This window comes from Nocardia sp. CDC519 (assembly GCF_059509835.1).
In genome coordinates, this window is sequence record NZ_CM183377.1 from 4,237,924 (window position 1) to 4,259,866 (window position 21,943).

The window sequence follows — 21,943 nt, forward strand, 5'->3', positions numbered from 1 at the left end:
CCACCACTCCCGCGCCGAGAACACCCGATGACGATCAGCGCACTCCCGACGGGCCTGCACCCGCCCGACCACCCACGGGCGGCCGGTGTGGTCGAGCAGACCCGGATCGAACTGACCAGTCCTGAAGCGATCGCCATGATCGCGGACTACGCCGCCTTTCAGTTCGCCTCCAAGTGGTGCCTACGCAATCGGGAGGACTTCGTCCTCGCCGTCCGCACACTGACCGCGGATTTCGTGACCTCGGCTGCCACGCTGGCACCACGTCCGACGTCGGTGACACTACGGCTGCGGTGGGCCGCCCACGGCGCGATCGCGATCGACCTGTGGGACAACGTCGACCCCTACAGCAGCCGCCGCTATCGACGGTGTCTGACTACCAGGCTTCACCTGCAGCGCACCCGACCAAAACTCCAACAGGTCTCGCCACCAAGCGCGCCCAGCACCGCGTCACGCCGCCAACGCCGCACTCGTGCTGCCCGTGACGAAACCAGCGGAAGGCAACCCGATCGTTCAGTCGCTTATGAGCTGCCTGACGGGCACCGGCAGTTGCTCGACCATCGGCTCGTGATGGCCCGCGCCGGCGGCGACCAGGAAACCCCGGCGGCTGGAACGCGATTGTCGACGGCATAGATCCACGCCGCAGCAACGTGACCGCCCGAGGCCACCAGATCGTTCTCATGATTCGGAGACCAATCCCATGCGCAACCGCACCAGTCGTCCCGCTATGCCGCCGCCGCTGAGCGGTGCCCGTCTCGAGGCTGCGATCACCGAGCGTCTGCGCCACTACCGGCAGGTGTGCGCCCTCGATCCGGTCCGACGCGGCCACACGCTGCTCGTCCGCACCGGGGAGGTCGCCGCGATCGAGCTGCCCGCCGACCGGGCGCGCGCGGTACTCGACCGTCTTCCGGTACCGGCGCCGATCATCGTCGTGCACGATCCCTTCGACGCCCGGTGGGTGCTGCTCACCGGACCGCTGCCCCACCCCGCACCCGACTCCACCGCCTTCGCGGACATGCGCGCACGACTGCTGCCGGCGGGAACCGAGGTCGCGCTCCCCACCCCCGGCGACGACGAATCGGTGACCTGGCGGCATCAGCGTTTGCCCGATGACGCGTACCGGCCGTCGGTGCATGACGTGCTGGACGCGATCTCGAGCGCGGTCGTGGGGGCACGGTGAGCACGCTCGGGTGGATCGCGGTCGCCGCGATCGTCATAGCAATGTTGGCGGGTGCCGCGCGACTGATGGTGTGGGACCCGCATCCGCATCCTCATGCCCGGGCCCGCGGACGGGGGCGGGCGCGGCACGCGCACCGGCCAACGCGGCGAGGTGGTCGATGAGTACCGGTCTGCTCGTCGGCCTGGATGCCAGCGCTCACCGGCTGCGACGCCGCGGCCAAGACATCACCGTTCGTGTCGCCGAGCTCACCGATCACGATGGGCGGTGCACCGGCCATCTATTGGTGATCGGAACCCCGACCGCCGGAGCGTTGGTGCGGCTCCAGTTCCGATGCCTGTATGCCGACCTCGGCTGGGACGACACCAAATCCAGCAATCGGCTCACTATGGCGCTCGACCGGATCCAGGTCGCCGGTTCGGGTGTGCTGGTGTATGTCGAGCAAGACGGCCGCGGCCACGGCCTCATCGGCCTGGCCCGCCACCTGCACAACACACAGCACCCCGAATCCCCTCGCGTCGCCGCTGAGTTGCCCGACCTGCGGTGCTATCGCCAGGCTGCGGCGGCGGTGGCCACCCTCGGCCTCGGCTCGGTGCGCCTACTCACCGACAATCCCGCCAAGATTGCCGCACTATTACGCGCCGGGGTCCACGTCACCCCGATATCGCTCACCCACCACACGCCAACAGCCACTGACACCCCGAGCGCCAAGGCGACCGTCCAGGATCCGCCGCCGCTTTCGGCCCGGTCGCGAATCGAACGCTGACATTCACTTCACAAGGGGGAACCACACTTTGAATGACGCAACCGACCAGATTGTCGTGGCCGACACCGATATCGGGTTCGACGCCGATGATGCTGTGGCCATCGCGATCCTGGCCCGCGCACCAATCGACACCCTGCTCGTGGCCACCGCCGACGAAACCGGTGGACGACGAGCCCGGCTGCTGCGTCGGCTGCTGGGCTTGCTGGGGCGCGACGACGTCACCGTCTTCACCGGACTCAGCTGCCCGGGAAACGCGCGCCGGTTCGTCCTCGACGACGAACTCACCCGCCCCGCACCACCATCAGGGCCATTTCTCGATGAGTTGATCAGCATCCTGGACCAGACCTCCGGACCGATCCTCTGGATCGGATTGGGCCCGCTGACCAACCTGGCATGGATACTCACCGCCCGCCCGGCGCTGGCCGACCGGATCCGGCTCGTGCAAATGGGCGGCTGGCTCGACCGCTATCGCGACCGCTCACGCTCAAGCCACAACTTCCACACCGACCCCGCCGCGGCGGGGTCGGTGTTGCGGATGTTGCACCGGCCGCTGCTGGTCCTCAGCGACCACGCCGACCCCAGCATCCAACTCGGCCCCGACTCCCCCATCGCCGGTTTCTGCCGGTCGGCGACCGCACCCGCGTGGGCGCGGCTGGTTGGCGCGAACCTCACCGAATGGCACGCCCGCCGCGGCTACGGGTCGATGATGATGGACCCACTCACCGTGGCCACCGCCCTCCAGGTACCGGTGACCACCACCGCCGAGGAACGGGTCCGCATCGCCGCCGACGCACGCCTGACCCGCGACCCGGCCGGGCGCAGGATCGAGGTCACCACCAGCGTCGACTACCCGAAATACCTCGCGTGGCTCGACGAAGCGATCACCGGATGAACCCGACCCTGCGCCTCCACCGCCACCTGACCGGACTGATCGGCTGCCCAACCACACCCGCACCCACCGCCGCACGAGCCTGCCGGGTCCGCGCCTGGGCCGACTGCGGCCGCGTCGACACCGGCCCGGACGGCACGATCACCGGACTGGTGTGTCCCGCCATATCGTGCGGGCACGTCCCCGTCACCAACCACCGAATCGCCCACCACGCTGACCGCACCGGCACGATGTGCCGCTTCAGCCGCGCCGAAGTAGTCGATGACTCCACCGCACCACCGGTAGCCCACCTGCGCCAGCGCGCCCCAACAACCCTGGCGGCTAGCACGTCATCCGCCTGGGCGTTCACCGGCTTCCCGGCCGGGCTACACCCGTCTCGCCCCTCACCATCCACATCGACCACCGGAGGAAATGCCGTGAGCCATCAAGTCGTCCGCAAAGTGCTCATCATCGCCGGCTACACCATCGCCTGGATCGTGCTCTCCACCATGCTGCGCAAAGCGCTGTGGCGAGACGCCCGCGAGCGGATGGCCCGCCTCGACCAACCGATCCACCACTGAGACCGAGTCGCCCGAGTCCCGTGCGTGGGCATCACCGTGGCGTTGTGGGCGTATATCCACCGTTGCGTACCGGCCGTCGGTCGCGGCGGTCTGCGAGGCCATCAGGCGATGGCATCGACAGGTGTGGTGACGGCGCTCGGATGTCATCGCGGTCGCGGGCGTGGTTGCCGTGCTGATCGATGCAGCCCAGCGGATGGCCTGGGCCCATCCTCGTACCCGCGTGCCCGGACACGGCGACGCAGGAACACACGGGCTCGCCACACGCATCAGACAGCGCGTGGGACGCCGATGGCCCGGCGCCCGATCCAACGATCTGGATGCGAGCGCCCAACGCGTGCGCGCCGAGGTCGCGACCTCTCGGTCCGAGTTTCCGAGCTGGTCGATCGCGGCCATTGCATCGTTCATCTGATCGTGATCGGCGCGTCCACTGGCGGGTGCGCTGGTGCGCTTCCAATCACACTGCCGCTACGACGATCTCGGGTTGCACGACACCGAGTTAGCGCATTGGCTCATCGCGGCTTGAGACCGTGTCCAGGATGCCGGCGCGGGTGCGCTGGTGTATCTGGAGCAGGGCGGCGGCACGCGGCGCTGGCGAGCGAGCTGTCCTCATCGTTGCCGCCGGTCATTCCGAAGCGGACGGGCCCCTTGCCCGGCGTTGGACTGGCGGTGGATTGGCGAGTCGAACTCGGTAGCGTTCACAACCCTGTGGCGTTGCGGATGCTGGCGGTGTTAGCGCGGCTTCTGGGCTAGGCTGAGCGATTATGGCCGTTTACCTTGTCACCGGCGCTGCCGGGTTTATCGGCGCGAATTATGTACATCATCTGCTCGGCTGGGAACCGGATGCGCAGGTGGTGGCGGTGGATTACCTCGGCTTCGCTGGGAATATGGACAACCTGGAACCTGTCATCGACCAGGTGACCTTTGAACGGGCCGATATCGCCGACCCGGCTGCAATGGAGACAATCTATCGCCGGTATCGGCCCGACTTCGTAGTGAATTTCGCCGCAGAGTCCCACAACGACCGCGCGATCCTCGGTCCAGGCGCGTTCATGCGGTCGAACGCGCTGGGTGCTCAGGTGATGGCCGAGTGCAGCCGGATTATCGGGGTCACCGCGCACGTGCACGTATCGACGATTGAGGTGTACGGGGAGTTGGCTGCGGGCCAGCAGTGGTTCACCGAGCGCAGCCCGTTGAACGCTAAGACGCCCTACAGCGCAGCGAAGGCGGCCGGGGATCAGATCGTGCGTGCCTATATGGCCACCTACCCGGAGCTGAATATCCGGATGACGCACTGCGCCAACAATTATGGGCCCTATCAACTGCCGGAGAAGCTGATCCCCCTGGCCGTTACGAATCTGCTGCGTGGGAGAAAGATCCCGGTCTACGGCGACGGGTTGCAATCGCGAGACTGGTTGCACGTGGCCGACCACTGCGCCGCAGTGCACCAGGTCCTGCACGCTGAGCTGGAGCCGATCCCGGCGGAGGCCAGCACCGATCCAGGGTTGCTGCCGATCTTCGACATTTCCGCACGCCGTGAGGTCACTAACCTTGATATCGCCCGCCACGTCGCGTCCGAACTCAGCCTGGACCCGGGCGAGTGGATCGAACACATCCCCGACCGGCCGAACCACGATCGTCGTTACCTCATTGACCCCACGAAGCTGGAAACCGAGCTTGGATGGCGGCCCGAACGCGAGTTCGAGCCCGGTATCGCCGAGACCGTGGCCTGGTATGTCGAGCATCGCGGCTGGTGGGAGTCGATCATTGCCGAGAAGGGCGAGTTGGGATTCGACTGGAGCCAAATGGGTCCGGCCCCAGCGCACTAAGTGGGGAGAGCCGCTTCGACTGCGGTGATTACCCGGTCGATGGTGCTGGTATCCATTCGCCGCCACAGCGGCAGGCAAAGGTGGCGGTTGGCGAACTCTTCGGCATGGGGAAATCCGTCGGTGACGTTGAGGTCGGCGAACACTGGCTGGCAGTGCAACGGCTGCTCGTAGACACCGCGGGCGAGGGTGACACCTCCCTGGTTGACAGCCGCGCGGACGGCTTCGCGGTCGATACCTTCTCGAAGCTGCGCCACGCATTTATGGCCGCTGACCTGTTCGTTACGGCCGAGGCGTGGGAAGGTCAGGGCTGATCCGGCCAAGGCTGTCGTGTAGCGGTCGATGACTTCGCGACGGGCATTCACGTCGCGGTTCAGGTGTTGGAGCTGCGCGGCGCCGATCACGGCGTTGATTTCGGTCATGCGCCAACTGTTGCCGGCGATGACGTGTCGGCCGTGGTCGTCTTTGCCCTGGTTGCGACATCGTCTGGCGAACGTTGCCAGGTCAGGGTTGTTGGTGGTGATCGCGCCCCCTTCGCCGCCGGTGGTGATGACCTTGGTGGCGAAGAATGACCATGCAGCCGCCAGTCCGAACCCGCCTGCCGGTGTTCCAGCCTGGTTTGCGCCATGGGCGTGGGCGGCGTCCTCAATTAACGGCACTCCGGCGCGGGCGCATATTCGTGCCAGTTGCGCCAGGTCGGGGCTGAGGTAGCCCCCGATATGAACCACTACCACCGCGGCAACGTCCGGGGTGAGACGGGCGCCGATATCGTCCAGGTGCGGGTAGAGACCGGAGTCATAGAGCTGCACTCGGGCGCCGGCGTGTCCTGCTGCGGCAGCGGTGGCGTAGTTGGTGTTCGTCGGTACCAGAACGGTGCGGCCGTGCACGTCCAGGCTGCGGAAGATGATCTCGAGTGCGGTGGACCCGGAATTGACCGCCACCGCATAGTGGGTGCCGGCCATCGCTGCGACAGCGGCCTCGAAGTCTTCGGTGTGTCGGCCCAACACCATGTTCCCGGTCCGCAAGATTTCCTCGATGGCAGCGAGCGCGATGCGAATCTCGGTCTCAGGCAGGCCTGCGGTGAACGGAACAATCATTGCGCCTGCACCTCCTGGTGGACCGCCCATGGCGATTTCCCGACGAGTTCGCGGGCATGGTCGGGATCACCGCCTGGCCCGGAATTCACACCTAGAGGCTGCTTCTGACCGGTGATCGCTGCGGCCACCTCGCGAGAGGCGTGCAACGCCAGGGTCATCTTCCCTGGTAGCACGGTCCACAACCCGTCGATCTGTTCGCGCCGGTGGTGGTCGATTACCGTGTAGTTTGGGCAGGTTCCCCACTGGTCCCGGTCGCGGGTTGTGTGTTCGGTTTTCGAACACACCCACGCAACCGGGTCGGCATGGTCGATCACGCCCGGCGCAATCCACTCGCCGAGCTCCCGGTCGAGTGCGGCGGCTTCGGCAGTGGGTACGGGCCAACGCTCGCGACGTTGCACCGTGCGTTGCACACCGCCGTAGCGCGACGCCAGCACGGTGCCGGCGACAGCGGCTGGTGCCAGAGCCGGCCAGCCGAACTCCAGGCCGATGACCGGCCGGGTCAGGACACCCCGGTAGGCGGTCAGCATCTCGAGCCGCGAGGCCAACTCTGCGCCGACCATCGAGCCAGCGCGATCGAGCAGGTCTCGGGTGCCGATTCCCGCGCACACCACCACCCATCGTGCCCGCACCGACCCTTCACCGGTGCGTACACCTCGGACTCGGCCGTTGCCGATGAGGATCTGATCGGCCGTGAGTCCCACTGACACCTCGACGCCCAGGTCGATACACCGGGCCGCGAGCACGGCCAGCAACGCCCGCGTATCAATGACAACCTCGTCGATCGCACAGGCTGCAACGTCACGGCCCTCGGATTGGAAGACTGCGCCCAGCTCACGACGATCGACCGGGCGATAGGCAATTCCAAGTCTGCGCCATAGCGTTTGATAAGTGTGGACAGTCTTCGAGGTGGCGAAGTACCAGCAGGGCTCAGCTGCGACAAGGTAGTCAGGGAACGAGGCCCGGAAGGCGAGCTGTGCTTGTCGGCAGGCGGCGACGATTTCGGGATGCCATCGGGCGTATAACGCCCCGGAATGAATCAGGCCGTGGTTGCTCGTCGTCGCGCCGGCCCCGAGTAGGTCGCGCTCTATAAGCTGCACCCGCCAGCCGGATTCCGCAAGCCGGACCGCGGTCATCAGACCGGTGATCCCACCGCCGACGATCACACAATCGACATCGATTGCCATGCTCCACCGCCTTGTCTTCCTCAGGTTGGAGGCAATCAGGCACCAACAACCCGGGTCGGCCTACTAGCTCGGGGAACCGAACGAGCCAGCTCCGAAGGCTGGCGGCCGGGTTCAGAGTCGGGCACCTGATGTTGGGTTCCAGCCTGCACGCGCCAATGCCGTTGGGCGAGCGCAGGTACCGAGCACGCAAGTGTGCAGAATATGCGGTCGACAACTGAGGCCTTCGCATACATTCTGTGCCAGAGTGACGGAATCAGGGCAGGTCAAGTAGGCGGTGGGGCCATGAATGACCCGGTGTTCGCATGGGATACACCAGAGTTCCGGGCCGCCCTGGCCCAGGCGCGGCCCGGACGTGCATTCGCGCTGGTCCGCAAAGCCGCTGGGCTCACCCAGGCCGGCTTCGGCGAACTCATGCACTGGAACCGCACCCACGTGGGCCGAATCGAACGCGACGAGGTCGCAACGCTGTGCGATATCTACCAGCTGGGGCGCGCCGCCGACGTGCTCGGCATCCCGAGGCTGGCCTTGCTGCCAGCCTTGCTCCAAAGCCCGGAGGTTGGGAACATCGAAATCACCGACTATGAAGGAGCCGATGTGGACCGTCGACAGTTCGGGCAGGTCAGCGCCCTCATCCTTAGCGCGGCCCTCACCGCGACCGCTTCACCGGCCAATGCCGCCGCACCGGCAACCCCTCGGCTGGTCGGGTCCGACCATGTCCGACACTTCGCTGCAGCTGCGGACCGACTATGGGCCCACGACAACGATTTCGGTAGCGGCGGCATGCTTCAGGCCGCGATCGATCAGTTCACTACCGCACAGCGGATACTCGAGCACGCCGACTACGACACCTCGACCGGCACCGAACTGGCCGCTGTGACCGCTGACCTCGGCCTGGTGAGCGGCTGGCTGGCCTACGACAGCGGCGACCAGGCCACGGCCGCCCGCTGCTACAAAGACGCGTTGATTCTGGCCGAGCGTGGTGGTGATGACTCCGTAGCCGCCGACATCATCGACGCCCTACGTCAGCAGGCATGGACCGGCGGCCGCATGCGCGAAGCATTGCAATTGAGCCTACGAGCCAGCGACCGCAGCCGCAATGAACGCTCCGCTCGTCTACAAGCCATCCTCGCCGCCCGCGAAGGAGTCGCCTACGCCGCGGTCGGTGACCGCCGCGAATGCGAACGCGCGCTCGCCGCAGCATGGCGGCAGGTGGACCGAGGCCTGGACGACCCCGACGATCCCGTCCGGCTCCACTACATCACCGCAGATGAGATCCGCATCATTGAAGCCCACGCCCGCCGGCACCTCGGTGAACACGACATCGCTGCCGGGATCTACCGCGACACAATCCACTCCGGCCAGCATCCGCTCCGCGACGAGGCATCCTACCGCGCCTATTACGCTGCCTCCCTGGCCGAACTCGGCGACAGCAGAACCGCGTTCACCGAAGGGCTCACAGCACTCGCCCTGTTCGAAGGACCGGTGAAGTCCCCGCGGCTGATCAACGAGATGCGGCCCGTACATCACCTCGCGCGCTGCACCTCCGGCAGCGACGCCCAGGAGTTCCAGGCCCGATTCCATAACCTGACCACCGCGGCAGCCTGACCATGGGCGAGGAGTGCGCCGGCGCGCTTGCCACGTTGACCGAGCTGCGCCCCGTGTGCTGTGGAGTGAAGCGCTCGTTACCGAGGCGGAGGCAACCTACAGTGGACCGGGCAGCAGGAAACTTACTACGGGTCGCTCGACTCGTTCGCTGAAATTACCTGGATGCCGAGCCGGTTACCCGTCAGCGAGGCAGGATGGTTGACGTGACCGATCTTGAAACAACGATCGCCCAGGTGTGGAGTCCGGATATCCGGCCTCTCGCCAAGGAGGCATGGCACTGTTACAACAGTGGTGCTGTCCGAGCCAGCATTGCCGCCACGTGGACAGCAGTCGCTGCCGACATCATTACCAAGCTGGTTAGACTGGCGGATGACGGCGACAACGCCACAGCAGCATTTCGCGCCAAGGTCCTTGAAGCGCAGCGATGCGGGCTGGAGGCCTCGGGTATTCGAGCTATGCAGGCTATTGAGGCTGAACTGGTCGATAAGGCTGTTGAATTCGAACTGGTTGATTCAGTGGGCGCGCGAGAACTGATGCGCATTCGCGAGGATCGCAATCTTTGCGTACACCCTTCCTTGCAGCAGTTCGGTGACGTATACAATCCGCTACCTGAAGTTGCCCGGGGACACCTAGCTGTCGCTTTGTCTACGCTGCTAATTCATCCTCCGACCCAAGGTCGAAAACTCCTCGAGGACTTCACCAACTATATTTGCGATCCGTTCTTTGTCCCTGCCCTTCCGCATATACAGGCCGCGTTCTTCGATCGCGTTCGTTCAGCGACCAAACGCAACGTTGTCAGGCTCGCGGCCAAACACGCGGTGCTCCAACTTGATCCCGGTGGAAGAATGGATCCCGAGAAGCATGCAGATCGCATGGCGATAGCACTTAATGCCTTCGCGCAGCGGGACCGAGAATTGGTGACGTCGGCAGTGGCAGAACAACGCGAACGATTCGCATTGTCCGGAAGTACGGTGATGCTCGCGGCGCTTGACCGGCTGGGCGACCAAGAGTACTTCTGGAACTTGATCGACGATTCGCTTGCTGTGCGTTTGCAGGGACTTCTCGGGCATCAAGTCCCCGGTGCAGCTCCCCCTGGAACTCACGGGGCATTTTTTCACCTCGCAGTTGTGCGGTTCGCTCTCGCGCGGCAGCGTTTACCTGAGCTTGAGTCGCTATTCGATAGTTTGAATCTGAACGACCAGATAGCGATTTGCGGCGCGTGGCCCTGCCGCTACTTTGTTCCGACGGTAGTGGATGCGCTCCGCGTAGCAAGTGGCTGGAGGGTAGGTGAAAAGGTAGGTGCAACTCTGCTAAAGCACGCACCCTATCTCGATGCGAATGACTTGCGAACTGCGCTTTCACACTGGGCGGACAACTCTAATTGTCGCGAAGCTTCAGGGATGCCCGAGACCGCAGTAGCGCTATTTCATGAAACAAATCATCTGGGAGGGGCGAGAGTGGAAGCCTTCCGAGATTTTCTTCAGAATGTAAGGGCAAAGATGGCTGATGATGGAGGAGATCGGAGCTACCAAGAGTACTACAGCTATCCCGCCCTTGAAGCAGCGTTAACTGAACTTTGAAATGCCGTCGACCCGAGCTGCTGAGAACCTCTCTCCTTGCCCGACGATCGGATCTACAGCACTCGGGCGGCCAGCTCAGTGATCGTCTCGACCACTGCGCTGGCCCCACCCTTTTCGGCGAAGTAGGGCGACGCTGATCCTGATGAAGCAACTGCACCAGCAGCAGCCCGAGATGAGCCGGCGGGCGGTATGCATCGAGGTCGCGCGTCAGATGGACCCGGCGCCCGCGCTGGATACCCTGTTGTGGTTGGCGCGAGCTCACGCAGTTTTCCCAAGGCCACCCCGGCTGCAGGCAGCCCGCCATTCCGATCAAGCCGATGCCGCTGACGAACCTCGACGCTACAGCCAGCCGACGTCGACGCCCTAGCTGCCATTGCGGCGGCTCCGTCGGCGGCCGACAACAACGTCTCCTCCCTTCAGGAAATGACACTCAATCTGCGCATGGAGCTGCGGAACTTCCTCGAGCAGTTGTCCGCTGACGACGTTGATAGCCTTCGCTCCGCCGACGAGCACCTTCTCACGGTCGAGACCCTGCTCCGCTCATTCAAGGAACGGATTCCCGAAACGCCCCAGATCCCCGGGGCGGTCGGTCCCTAGCCCGCTGCCGCCGTACCCGCACCCACACGAGACATCGAAGCCTCTAGTGCTGGCGGTAATCCAGTGCGAAGAACGAGAGTGATTGTGCCAGTGATTTCCGACACCGTTTATCGACGGATTGTCACATCACCGAAGTCCACCTCCGCTTCCTCACCGGGGCGATGGGTCTGGCGGATGAACACCTCAGCCGACCCTCGCCCGGCCTCGGCCCTGGCCTGAGATTTGCGTTCGGCGACGTAGTCACGGGCCGTCTGATGCGAGACCCCGTCCATGCCGTGCTCGTCGCTCAACCGGCATCCAGGCGCTTGACCGTATGTTTCTGCTTCTTCGGTGCTGCCCAGGTCTTCCCGCAGCACCGCATCGATGAACGCCTTGAACGGATCCAGCTTCGACCCGCCCTTCGGATGCTGGCGGCGCTCGGCCGGCCACACCGACGACATGGCCGCCTGCACCGTGCGCCAACCCACCCCGTGCTTAGCCTGCAACGCCCGCCCCGACAACCCCGCCCGCGCGTCTCGCCGGATCGCGGCATACAGCTCGACCTTCGACTGACAGGGCAACGGTGACCTTCTTCCACGCGAGAAACGGGATGAAGCACACGCATCCTCGCACCGCAACCAAGATCACGGCGTCAAAATTCGCCGATACGAACATCTCCCACCCGCACCGACGCTAACATCCACCGACAGATGACGTCATAGATCACCGATAGAACCAGATACCGGATAGATCGAGCAGAAGTGGTCCTGCAGCATCACCCACCGCTTCTGGCCCCGGAGATGGCCCGCGCGCATCCGGCCGAGTACCAGATCCTGACCCCGCAAACCGGTTTCATCGCCTACCGGCTCACCGGCACTCTACGGCCGACGCCCGAACTGATAATGAGTGACCTGCCACAATGCCGTATGCCCACCTCCGCGCAGCACCCGGTGATCACCGTCGTGAGCGGCCCTCCCGGATCGGGGAAATCCACTCTCGCCCGCACTATCGCCGAGTTTGTTGGCTTTCCGCGATCCTGCGTGACGAGTTAAAACAGGGCATGGTCGCAGCCACCACACCCGCGCGGGACAGCGACTACGACGACCTCAACATCCCGGCCCTTTCGCACCTTCTTCGACGTACTGACCGTGCTCGCTCGCAACGGTGTCAGCGCCGTCGCCGAGGCCGCATTCCAGGACAAACTCTGGCGCCCGAACCTAGAGCGTGTGGCCGAATTCGCCGAAATCCGGATCATCCACTGCACTGCACCCCAACATGTCCTCCACGACCGCATCGCCCACCGCGCCGAGCACGACACCCACCGGCGCGCCCACAACGACACGGACCTGCTCGCCGAAATCGCCTCCGGAACCCGCACGGCCGCGTCCTTCGTACGGGTGACCATGGACGCCGCGCAAATGACCGTGGACACCACCGACGGCTACGAGCCTGGTCTCGACGCCGTCGCACGGTTCGTCACCGCGCCGGGCAAGCGACTCGGTCGGTGAGGTGATCGAGTGACCGTTCGCGCGCCGACCAGCGAATTCGAGTACAGATTGCTGCTATGGATCCACCTGCCAGGACGCCATCGACGGTGCCCGCTCGCCCGGGTGACCGCGACCGCGCGCACACAGCGGGTCCGGCCAAGATCACTACCTTGCGCGTATCGCACGACTGGTAGTCGATCACCATCTCGTGAAGCCACATAAACTTTCGGTGGGTCGGCTTCAGCCGGAACACCGGTTTCGGTCCCGCACGGCGGGATCGTCGATGATCTTGCTGGCCATTGATACAACGCACCGTGTCCACGCAGCCCCGGGGAAGGGTGTCGCAGGTGGTCATGCCGTCCACGGCTTTTGCGTGTCCCCTCGCTGCAGCAGCGGCTCGATTGCGCTCGCGACCCCCCCTGTAGGTCTCGGCCTGGCGGGCTACTACTTTGGGTCACCCCCGCTGCCTGACTCAGCACTCGCTCCCCCGGGCATCCGAGCCCAAGCGGCCACGAACTGAATTCAGGGCATTCTCAGCCAGGTCGATCTACCCCCATGACGCCGAACCTGAAACCGCACAATGCGCCCGGATTGCCGCGTCGCTCAAGGTCGGCACGTGTGACGGGTCTTGGGTGATGTATCGTGCCCTCTCCTGTCACCTGCGGCCACAGTGCGCGTGCGCGCCGATCGCATAAATGTCAGTGCATTGGCATTCCGTCACTCACCCAGCCATACGCGTCCGTCATGGACAGGGAGGTAGTATCGAAGATGTTGGCGATGGTCGTCTCCGAAATTGGAAACTCCAATTCCGCGCGTCTGGCCGCCCACAAGGATGCAAAAAGGTGCGCCTCACCGAGACTATTCTTCAGCTGGGTGCTGATCTTCGCGGAAACATCGGCAATCAACCGCTGTACCAGGTCCTGCCCATCTTCGTCGTAGAGGTCGATAACGGCATCCATATCGTTGAAATCCGCCTCGTCCCCTTCCCAGGTGAGCTGGCACTCGTTGGTGAGCCTTCTAAGCAGCCAGGAAGGATCGATCATCGGCTTGTCCCCGATGATAAGAGGTAGGGCATAGCGCCAGTCGTTCGCGCGGCCCTCATCGAACGCTTTGGCGAAGAATGTATTGGTGATAGCCCAAAGAGCTGCCGCGTAAATCGCTGCTTCGTAGTGCATCGAGTCGGCCTCCACGGCGACCTCCGTCTCGGCGGGGTTCAATAGGCTCCAGGCATACCGGTACCAACCACGCTCGCCACGATCATCAGCCCAGACCCATCCGAGCTCGTCGAGGACTGGTTCGATCTGCTCGTAAGGCACAATCTTGTTCACGGAACCCTCCCAATTGGATGACTCGTATCTGGCATGGTTGACAGCAGCCGCGTGCGCCCGGCCATGCACTCGGTGTTCGAAGGTGGCGAAGGGCAGGAACTGTGATGTGCTCGCATATCACAGTTGCCGTTCACCTAGGAAATCTTTGCACAAGCGGAAGCGATCGTCTCCATACGATTTTCCATCGGGCGAAAACCTGCTAATACTTCGCTGTAGTTCTCCCCCTGACGATTCCCCATTGACGCACCTACACTCATCGCGCCACCTCCTGCGGTTTTGGTTATTCGATGCATTTGAGGTACTCGTCCGCGAGGCGCGCAAGGTGGAGCGGCAGTGGCATTTGCGTAGTGATTGTGGTGTGCAGGTGGGCTCGTCGCAAGTGATTGACGTATGCAGCCAGTTCTGCGGGATCGTCGTGTTCCTGTGTAAACGCTGGGATGATCTCAAGCGGATTCGGATTCCACCCGAGCACTCGTGCTGCCCCCGGCCGGTCGGGGTCTAGTTTGGTGGCTGCAAGTGGAGTCTGCTGCTGGTCGGCTCGGGGTGCAATGCCGTAGTAGACGTTATCGTTGAGCGGGTAAAGCCCGCTTGCGCGTGCGTACTTTTCGGTTTCAGTGCCGGTGTCATCGAGCTCGGTGTACGAAACGAATGCGCGTGGAACTTCTCCGGCCGAGCTCCGTTCCCGCAGCCGCACCACTCGCAACCCTGGGAGGTCTGTGGGTTTGAGGGCAGTAGACTCTTCGTCGGCGGGATCGACGCCGGGTAGGTGAAGTCTCTGGGGCGTGATGTGCTGATCTTGCAGCCACGCCCAGCCACGATTTCGGAGGTTTCCAGCGCGGACCAGTAGTACGCGATCATGCGTCGCGCCAGGATCGATGGCGCCGACGAGGACGTCGATGAGTTGTTGTCTTGCTTCGGGGTGGGTACGCGATAGACGCCCTTCGCCCGCGACCAGTGCAGCGGGGAGCTCGGGGTAGGCCAGTGTGCGCAGGCTCCCCGAGCCGAAGAGTTGTGCCTGGACCTGGCCGTCCGTCGTGTGTCGGATGATGATCGGAATCTGTGTTCCGCCGTGTTTTTCTAGCCACACACCGATGATTTCGCACGACCCTGGGATGCCAGGTGGTTCAGGCAGCAAGGTGGTTCGTCCGGCTTGGCGGAGGCTGTCGAGGACGGCTGCCGCGGCACGTTTGATATCGCCAGCACGGAACAGCGTGCCATCCGCCCGTTGTGCTCGCTTCTTCGCCTTCACACTCTGGTTGGCGTTCGCAGCCTCCTCGTCGGCGTGCTGACGAGTCTCGATCGGGTTCAGGCAGTTCGGGGTTCGCCGGGCGGTGGCGAATCCGGCCTTGATCTGGTTCTTCGGGTCGAGTTTGTCGAGCCTGCTGAATAGGTCTGGGGTGTCGATCTCCACGACTGCTGCCGTGGGTATTGCCCGCGGAGGTAACGTTTCTACGATCTCGGTGATGCGTTGGTCTCGGGCGCGGCGTCGTTCGGCTTCTTTTGCTGTGGTCTCGGCATCGTCGGTCGCGGTGGGGACGTCGATCCCTGATGCCAGCCTGCCAATAGATTGCGTCGAAACTGTCAGTGTGTAGTGGCCTCCGAATTGGAAAGTTGCCGGGTCTGGGTTGTCGACCGGCGTCAGACCCAGTCCGGATTCATGCGAGATCGCTGTTAGGACTGCCTCGCGTGTATCGCTGTTCTGGGTCCAAAGCTCGAGTTCGTAATGTGCGTCCTGCGGTTGCCGCCGCGGTAGCCGTCGGTCGACGTGTTTGGCCTTGTAGGGGGTCAGCGACGGTACGGTCGTTAGGCCGGCCTGTACGACCAGGTGCTCGAGTTCCTGGTGTACCTGCACGTGATCGACCGGTTGGAAGCCTGTCGCGACAAGGTGGCGTATTGATTTGGATCGCTGCCGATTGTCATTCGGCTTGGTCGGCTCCTCAGGTCGTTGCATCATCATGCCGTTCTGATATACGGCGAGGGCGACGATTCCGTCGTCAGTGCTTCGCGAAGTGGCCATGCCGGGCTCCATGATCACCTGGTGAGGGTCAGGGACGCGGCGAGTGGTGAGTCTCGCAAGAGCGCGGGAGAGCCCGGCATCCCAATGCCAACGCCACTCGCCATCAATCTTGCGGCGTTTCGCAGTGGCCTCGACGATCGTCGGTCGTTCGGGCGAGCGCAGGAAACCTTTCGACGCATACATCCAAATACTGATCGATTTCCCTCGTCGTGGAGCTTTGGGGACGTACCGCATCGGCAGGTACGCGTATCGGACGACGCTGAGATCGGCGAGAACGACAGGGGTGGGTCGAGTGGGGATCGTCTCTAGTTGGAATGTGATCTGGTAAGACCACAAGGCGTCGCCGGTCGGACCAGCCATGCTTTCGGGTGGCCACGAAACCGCACTGCGCACTCCGTCCGAGCGCAGGGGACCGAGGATGAAGGTGCGCTTTTTGTCTTGGATGGTTATTCCGTGGCTGACGACGAGGCCGGCGAGGTATCCGGGGAGTACCTGGTAGCAGTGGCTGGCGACGTCAGAGGTTCCGTTAGGTCGAGTGCCCCACTCAGCGAGGTTCACCGTTTCGGGGTGCCACTCGAACTCGTCGCCCGCCAGCATCGCTTCCCAGTCGAGCTCGGGTTGCCGTGGTGTGATTTCCGTACTTGCCCACGCGGCGACGGCAACTTTGAGTACCTCGGAGTCGACCTCGCGGTGCGCACGCAGCCAGTGCGGATCGTCGAGGTCACGCGCGACTGCGACGATGTGCGCATCGAGACTGGCGATCAACTCGATGAGTGCGTAGGTCGGCAGATTCCTGCCCCTGTGTGCCGGATCGATGTACCACTGCTCGCGCAGGATACGAGCCCAGCGGGTGGGAAATGCCGCGGAGTGCAGGCTCAGGGTCAGGTCCGTGCTGGTGAACTCGAAGGCAGTGAAGGTGATCGTTTCCTTCGGAAGCGCGGGGCGCTGGATCGCGGTTGTGGTGGTCACGCGTCAGTTCCTGTCGTCGGTCCAACGGATACCGGTAAACAACTGGTGGGCAAGCTGATAGAGCGTGGTGTCGATGACATGATCGCGTCGAGTGTCGAGGTCTGCGTCCGCCGCGACAGGGCGCAACATCTTGTCCAGATGCTGCGCGATGGCGACAAGTAGGCTTGTATGCACCGTATCTCGTATGTCGTTGTCTCGCACGGCATTACGCGGTGCAAACGCGGCGTCGCACAGAAACACCTGCGTGGTAGTGCCTCCGCGGATGGTGCGGCCAATGGTCTGATACATCGGCACGAAGGCGTTCGCGACGAATGCAGCATGAGCCTCGCCGCGCAGCCATCGAAATATCACTAGCTCGCCGAGGAGTCGATGCCACAGCTTGCGCTCGACGTGGCGTAACACGGCCCCGGTGTCGGCGACCGAGTCGGCGGTGTGTGCGGGGTTGAGCAGCCTGGTCATTGCGTCACGGTTCACCAGCGACACTGGAAAAGACAGGTCCGAAGAGGGTGGGTGTGGTCGCGTCAGGTAGAACAGTGCCCCCAAAGCTGCGGCTGCGCGACGGTTGAGCACGTTGTGACCTCGTTGGATCGCGAGTTCAGCCGCTACAAGTACATCCTCGTCACGCGCTCCGAAGGTGGGCAGTTGGCGTTTGTGCAGACCATACTCACCGGGCTCGAGATCATCGGGTATGACATGGCACGCGGCGAAGGTGGTGTGCAGGTTGGCGTGTGTGGCGGCTGTTTCGGCGTCATCGCCGCTGAGGGTGACGAACAGTACCTGCTGACGATCGGAGTCGAGAGTGCGGCGGACTCGCTCGAGTAGTGGCGGACGCCCCGGCCTCTGGCGCAGTATGTGGGCGGTAACCGTTCGGAGTGCGTCGTCGCGCTCGGTTCCGGTGCGACCGGACACGAAGACTGGGACACCATGGGCCATCGCAGGTGTGTAGGTCATCTGCGACTTTGCCAGAGCTTGTTTGTCCTCGTCCGGCGACAGCAGGATGCTGCTGGGGCGAATGTCGATATGGTACAGGGACGAATTTTTCATCCAGCTTGTCGCGGAGGTCAACAGGACGTTTGGGCCCTCGATACCTTCGGGTTCGAGAAGATCGTGAAGGTGGTGGATCAGCCAGCGGCCGACGCCGCGAACCCACATCAGTCGCAGATCGCCTGTGCGGCCAGTTCCCTTGCGGGTCCACTGCAGTGCCATCAGGTTGCCCATCAACGCTTCCGGCACGAGGGGGTCGTAATCTGCGGGCGGCTTGTCGCGCCAGATACTGGCGCCGCGCCCGGGCTCTCCGAGCAACTCGTCGACCGCTGGGAACAAGTTGGACATCTGTAGAAATAGGGTGGTGATACGGCTTGACCACAGCGCCGCCTGAAACAACAGCCGGAGGTGGTCGAGATCGTGCTCAACGGCCTCGCGGCTACCGTCTGGAGCGTGACGGATCAGCCAGTCGTCGAGAATCTCCAGGTCGTCTTCCGTACGGTACCGGCCAAGGACGGATTCGGTGACGCCTCGCAGCTCCCCGATAGGTTCGTCGAGCGGGTTGAGCGCAAGGTCTTCCAGCTGATCCCGGAAGAAGTCCTCGGCCGGCTGCTCGCGAGCGATCTCGACGACCTCGCCGTACGGCAATCCGAACAATGCCCACGTGAGACGACGCAGCAACGAGTATCCGGTGAACGGGTTGCGGTGCAGGATCTTGCGTAAGCGTTCGTTTTCCGGCGTAACGAGGAGGATGTAGAGCTCGTCGACCGCTTCGAGCAATTCTCGGCCGAGCCGGGCAAACCGTTGCACCTTCTCGTGCTCCATCGGTATCCGATCGAGTCGGCTGACACCGCGCAGCCAGCGGATCAATGTCGTGTCCGCCCACCCGTCGTCACCGGCAACGAGGACCTCTGATTGAACGAAGGAGTCGTCGAATACTTTCTGCACACGATCGGCCTCGTCAACGATGATCAAGTCGCTGTGGTGTTGGACAGCCTCCAACCACCGCATGTTCTTTTCCGCCGGCATCGCCTTCGAACGAAGAAGACCTTGTGGTGTCGTCACCCATACTTGCGCCTTCGACGTGCGTTGCTCTGCCAGTTGGAAGGGGCAGACCGATAGCAGCGGACAGTCGAGCGCGCCACCTGATTCACCGGTGTGGGGTCGTAGCTGACCTCGGCAAGGGAAGTCGTTCGGAGTCAATGGCACGGAGTGTGGATCGACTCTACGTCGATGCGGGTCGAGCAGGCAGATCGCGCTGGCGAACGCGGCGGCGGGGTCCTGATGCGTCGGGAATGTCGATTCCGAGGTATCGAGAGTCGATTGCCAGTACGTGGCGGCATGTTGTTCGCGGCTCGACACTCCGACCAGCGGTACAGCGTCGATGTCGAGGTGGCGGAGGCGCGCGACCAGCTCAAGTGCTTTCATGACCGATTCCACGATCACCGTGACGTGCCACCCTGCGTGGACTCGATTAACGGTCAGCAGGAAAGCCTTCACCGATTTGCCGCTGTTCATCAAGCCGACTTCGTGCGTGACGCCATTCAATCGGATCTTGGATGGTTTACAGGTCAATTCGTCGCTGCCGTCTTTGAAGACACAGTCGGTTATGCGTTCTTCCCATATCCGTTGATAGTCCCCGGCCGGGACATCCGGGATTCCCGCAAGTTTCGCATCGATCCACTGGGCGGTGGCGCGCATCTCGCTGCGGTTTATCACATCGGTCTTGCGGGTGCGGGTCTCGAGCACGGGCATCATCGCCGGGGGCGGCGGAAGCTCGATGTCGGGGATGTCGACGATCTCGACGAATTCGTCGCGACCGTCCGCGCGAACGAACGTGTACGCGTGGCCTGGTTGTGCAGGTTCGCCCACAGGATTGGAGGCGTACGGCACCGGCGACGCCAGCGCTCGCTGATACTCCTCCCAGCGGTCCTCGAGGTGCGTGAGGTCGCGCCGGGCGAAGGTGCTGCGATCGGTGACGCGGCGATCAGTGGCGTCGGTGCGGCGGAAGCCGCGGATATTCTCGGGCGCCTTCATGTATTTGTCCATGCAGAGCGGAAAGTATTTGCTTCGGCCTACTTCTCCCATCAGGAGGCGCAGCCGGCGCAGCTCGGGCACCAAGCCTGGTTGGCATGCAACGTAGCCGGACATCAGCGGCCACAAGCCTCCGATAGGCTCGTCTGGATAGTGTTCGGACAGGAAAAACAACCCGAGCTCGGCGGAAAAGAACTCTTTCGGGCTCAAGTCTGCGGGCAGTGCTTCGGTAGCGGTCAGGTCCGGTGTTAGCTTGCCGTACCAACCGGATGCGTCCCTCATGCGAGTTCTATCTCCGCCGCTCGCGCCCGCACCATTGCCACGAACTTTTGCTCTTCGACTACCTCGATTCCGACGTCCCGACCTTCCAACTCAGTCGTCAAGGTCGGCACATACCCTGGCTGTTCGGCGCGGTGGGTCGGTAGCACGATGAATCTGCGATGGCACGGCACCGCGTACTTCCAATGGAACCCGATCGCGAGCAGGGTCGGACTCGCATGGTCCTTCCCGTCCACTCCCCATACCTCGACTGGTTGCCCAGGATCAGGATCACGAGGGTCGAGGAAAGCGATCAGCAGGTCGAACGCATCGCGTTCGGGCCATGGACGAAGAAATACCGCGGTCTCGGGCAGATCCGCGCGCAGGGTGTCGTGCAGTCGAACCTCGAGCAGACCGGCGTCGTGTATGTATCGCCGGACACCGCGGTGCTGGACGAAGTACGCCTCGAACACACTCAGTTGCTTCTCCGACGGCGCACCGACACAGCCCGGTGTACCACATTTGTTCGCCCTCTCGGCGAGGGGGTTGCCGCAGTCACTGCAACACGTCACTTGAACCGTCGGCGAGTCGGAGGTTCGGCGTTCGAAAGCAATCTCAATGAGCGTTTGAACCAACGGCTGGCCATTCGTCCCTGGCGAAGGAAACTCACGCATGACTGTGCGAACTTGCTTGTCGGAAAGCACGGTGTTGTCGATCAGAAATCGACGCAGCCGCTCGTAGTTGTGCTGGACACCTTCCGGCGTTGTGCCATTCAATTCGGCGACCGCCTTGATCATGGCGAACGTGCGCTCCTCAATGAAGTCAGCTTCAACGTCGGGCACCCCGACCCGGGCTGCCTCATGAGCCAGTTCTGTCAGCTCATCGCCGTCGAGAAGCGCCATTTCACTGTCGATCTCCGAGAGGTTCAAGTGGACATCCCAATCACAGAACGGGACACGGCACAACTGCATCAACGCCAGATCGTCCGCGGGTGGCGCCACACCTGCACCCTGGAAGCGCCACCATAGCCGCGCCGCTGCAGCGCGCCATGGCCCCGGAAGCAACTGCGGCTCGAAATTTCGCGGAATCCGACCATGGGCGAACCCGGCCTGCCGTCGCCTCCTCCGCTCGGCGATCTCAGCTAAGCCGGTAGCGAGGAGAGCAACGACCAGGTAGTCCGATGTCGCATCACCGAAGATCAGAGATCTCTTGGCCCCGCTTGGCACCCCCTGCGTTGTGCTCATCGGCACCTTGCCGGGGACTTCGATACCCTCGGGCCGATATAGCGGGTACAGCACCTGCACCTGGAACCACGCGGTACAAGCTCGGGACTAGTGTGCGCGATACTCGTCACAGAGGGCTCCTCACGGCTCTCAAAGGTTCGGGGTTGTGGCGGGCGCGACAGTACCGCGTGACACCGACATGTACGGCGCTTCGATTCCGGCTCCGCCGCATCCGGACGTCTCAGGGCACCATCACTCCACCCGAACAGCCGCCGATCACCGAATGCGCTCCGCCGCTGCGACATCGACAAGGCAGAGAGCAACCGTCGCACCAGCCCGCCTCATCGACGTCAGCGGATTCCGGGCCACTGCCGCCCAGCGCAGTCACC

The 21,943-nt window shown here is 63.5% G+C and carries 17 protein-coding genes; 10 read left to right on the forward strand and 7 right to left on the reverse strand.

Annotated features, from left to right (window positions below; translation table 11 throughout):
• Positions 1-27 precede the first annotated feature (27 nt).
• The 6 genes from AC5W7N_RS19030 (at position 28) to AC5W7N_RS19055 (ending at position 5,215) form a co-directional block, all read left to right on the forward strand.
• Positions 28-630, forward strand: coding sequence for a hypothetical protein (locus tag AC5W7N_RS19030; protein ID WP_130915515.1), 603 nt, complete (start codon positions 28-30; stop codon positions 628-630).
• A gap of 67 nt (positions 631-697) precedes the next feature.
• A complete protein-coding gene (locus AC5W7N_RS19035; RefSeq protein WP_130915514.1) occupies positions 698-1,177 on the forward strand; it encodes a hypothetical protein in 480 nt (159 codons plus the stop codon).
• Between the two features lie 157 nt (positions 1,178-1,334).
• On the forward strand, positions 1,335-1,940 hold the full coding sequence (locus AC5W7N_RS19040; protein WP_165448782.1) for a GTP cyclohydrolase II: 606 nt from the start codon (positions 1,335-1,337) through the stop codon (positions 1,938-1,940).
• Between the two features lie 28 nt (positions 1,941-1,968).
• Entirely contained in the window at positions 1,969-2,832 is an 864-nt protein-coding gene (locus tag AC5W7N_RS19045) for a nucleoside hydrolase (RefSeq protein ID WP_165448781.1), read from the forward strand.
• A 413-nt stretch (positions 2,833-3,245) separates the two neighbouring features.
• On the forward strand, positions 3,246-3,389 hold the full coding sequence (locus AC5W7N_RS19050) for a hypothetical protein (protein ID WP_165448780.1): 144 nt from the start codon (positions 3,246-3,248) through the stop codon (positions 3,387-3,389).
• Positions 3,390-4,150: 761 nt separating this feature from the next.
• Positions 4,151-5,215, forward strand: coding sequence for a dTDP-glucose 4,6-dehydratase (locus AC5W7N_RS19055; RefSeq protein ID WP_130915512.1), 1,065 nt, complete (start codon positions 4,151-4,153; stop codon positions 5,213-5,215).
• Here the strand turns inward: AC5W7N_RS19055 and AC5W7N_RS19060 are convergent.
• Both AC5W7N_RS19060 and AC5W7N_RS19065 read right to left on the reverse strand, forming a co-directional pair.
• Positions 5,212-6,309 (reverse strand): DegT/DnrJ/EryC1/StrS family aminotransferase, encoded by a 1,098-nt coding sequence (locus tag AC5W7N_RS19060; RefSeq protein ID WP_165448779.1) that lies wholly within the window; start codon positions 6,307-6,309, stop codon positions 5,212-5,214. The genes AC5W7N_RS19055 and AC5W7N_RS19060 overlap by 4 nt on opposite strands.
• The gene (locus AC5W7N_RS19065) at positions 6,306-7,493 is read right to left on the reverse strand and encodes an NAD(P)/FAD-dependent oxidoreductase (RefSeq protein ID WP_130915510.1); all 1,188 of its coding nucleotides are present in this window, start codon (positions 7,491-7,493) and stop codon (positions 6,306-6,308) included. Before AC5W7N_RS19065 ends, AC5W7N_RS19060 begins: the two co-directional genes overlap by 4 nt.
• A 282-nt stretch (positions 7,494-7,775) precedes the next feature.
• Here AC5W7N_RS19065 and AC5W7N_RS19070 point away from each other — a divergent pair, with 282 nt between their 5' ends.
• From AC5W7N_RS19070 to AC5W7N_RS19080, 3 genes are all read left to right on the forward strand, one after another.
• Positions 7,776-9,098 carry a helix-turn-helix domain-containing protein gene (locus AC5W7N_RS19070; RefSeq protein ID WP_130915509.1) on the forward strand — a complete coding sequence of 441 codons (1,323 nt, stop codon included), beginning with the start codon at positions 7,776-7,778 and terminating at the stop codon, positions 9,096-9,098.
• Positions 9,099-9,301: 203 nt separating this feature from the next.
• Complete coding sequence (locus tag AC5W7N_RS19075; protein ID WP_130915508.1) at positions 9,302-10,678, forward strand: hypothetical protein; 1,377 nt, start codon at positions 9,302-9,304, stop codon at positions 10,676-10,678.
• A gap of 423 nt (positions 10,679-11,101) precedes the next feature.
• Positions 11,102-11,275 carry a hypothetical protein gene (locus AC5W7N_RS19080; protein WP_165448778.1) on the forward strand — a complete coding sequence of 58 codons (174 nt, stop codon included), beginning with the start codon at positions 11,102-11,104 and terminating at the stop codon, positions 11,273-11,275.
• A 107-nt stretch (positions 11,276-11,382) separates the two neighbouring features.
• Here AC5W7N_RS19080 and AC5W7N_RS19085 read toward each other — a convergent pair whose 3' ends face one another.
• Positions 11,383-11,727 carry a hypothetical protein gene (locus tag AC5W7N_RS19085; RefSeq protein ID WP_495921942.1) on the reverse strand — a complete coding sequence of 115 codons (345 nt, stop codon included), beginning with the start codon at positions 11,725-11,727 and terminating at the stop codon, positions 11,383-11,385.
• A 675-nt stretch (positions 11,728-12,402) separates the two neighbouring features.
• Here AC5W7N_RS19085 and AC5W7N_RS19090 point away from each other — a divergent pair.
• The gene (locus AC5W7N_RS19090) at positions 12,403-12,762 is read left to right on the forward strand and encodes a P-loop nucleotide/nucleoside kinase family protein (RefSeq protein WP_197731448.1); all 360 of its coding nucleotides are present in this window, start codon (positions 12,403-12,405) and stop codon (positions 12,760-12,762) included.
• 677 nt (positions 12,763-13,439) lie between these two features.
• Here the strand turns inward: AC5W7N_RS19090 and AC5W7N_RS19095 are convergent.
• The 4 genes from AC5W7N_RS19095 to AC5W7N_RS19110 form a co-directional block, all read right to left on the reverse strand.
• Positions 13,440-14,069, reverse strand: a complete 630-nt coding sequence (locus AC5W7N_RS19095) for a hypothetical protein (protein ID WP_130915506.1) — start codon at positions 14,067-14,069, stop codon at positions 13,440-13,442.
• A gap of 280 nt (positions 14,070-14,349) precedes the next feature.
• Positions 14,350-17,055: a pPIWI_RE module domain-containing protein gene (locus tag AC5W7N_RS19100; RefSeq protein ID WP_130915505.1), complete on the reverse strand. Its 2,706-nt coding sequence runs from the start codon at positions 17,053-17,055 to the stop codon at positions 14,350-14,352.
• A 3-nt stretch (positions 17,056-17,058) separates the two neighbouring features.
• Entirely contained in the window at positions 17,059-20,355 is a 3,297-nt protein-coding gene (locus tag AC5W7N_RS19105) for a pPIWI_RE_Z domain-containing protein (protein WP_130915504.1), read from the reverse strand.
• Positions 20,352-21,635, reverse strand: coding sequence for a restriction endonuclease-related protein (locus AC5W7N_RS19110; protein WP_165448777.1), 1,284 nt, complete (start codon positions 21,633-21,635; stop codon positions 20,352-20,354). Before AC5W7N_RS19110 ends, AC5W7N_RS19105 begins: the two co-directional genes overlap by 4 nt.
• Positions 21,636-21,943: the final 308 nt, after the last annotated feature.

Bases quoted from the DNA above. Each gene is read 5' to 3' on its own strand.
- AC5W7N_RS19035 (WP_130915514.1), top strand. From the start codon at position 698: ATGCGCAACCGCACCAGTCGTCCCGCTATGCCGCCGCCGCTGAGCGGT.
- AC5W7N_RS19030 (WP_130915515.1), top strand. From the start codon at position 28: ATGACGATCAGCGCACTCCCGACGGGCCTGCACCCGCCCGACCACCCA.
- AC5W7N_RS19060 (WP_165448779.1), bottom strand. From the start codon at position 6,309: ATGATTGTTCCGTTCACCGCAGGCCTGCCTGAGACCGAGATTCGCATC.
- AC5W7N_RS19040 (WP_165448782.1), top strand. From the start codon at position 1,335: ATGAGTACCGGTCTGCTCGTCGGCCTGGATGCCAGCGCTCACCGGCTG.
- AC5W7N_RS19070 (WP_130915509.1), top strand. From the start codon at position 7,776: ATGAATGACCCGGTGTTCGCATGGGATACACCAGAGTTCCGGGCCGCC.
- AC5W7N_RS19105 (WP_130915504.1), bottom strand. From the start codon at position 20,355: ATGAGGGACGCATCCGGTTGGTACGGCAAGCTAACACCGGACCTGACC.
- AC5W7N_RS19080 (WP_165448778.1), top strand. From the start codon at position 11,102: ATGACACTCAATCTGCGCATGGAGCTGCGGAACTTCCTCGAGCAGTTG.
- AC5W7N_RS19065 (WP_130915510.1), bottom strand. From the start codon at position 7,493: ATGGCAATCGATGTCGATTGTGTGATCGTCGGCGGTGGGATCACCGGT.
- AC5W7N_RS19055 (WP_130915512.1), top strand. From the start codon at position 4,151: ATGGCCGTTTACCTTGTCACCGGCGCTGCCGGGTTTATCGGCGCGAAT.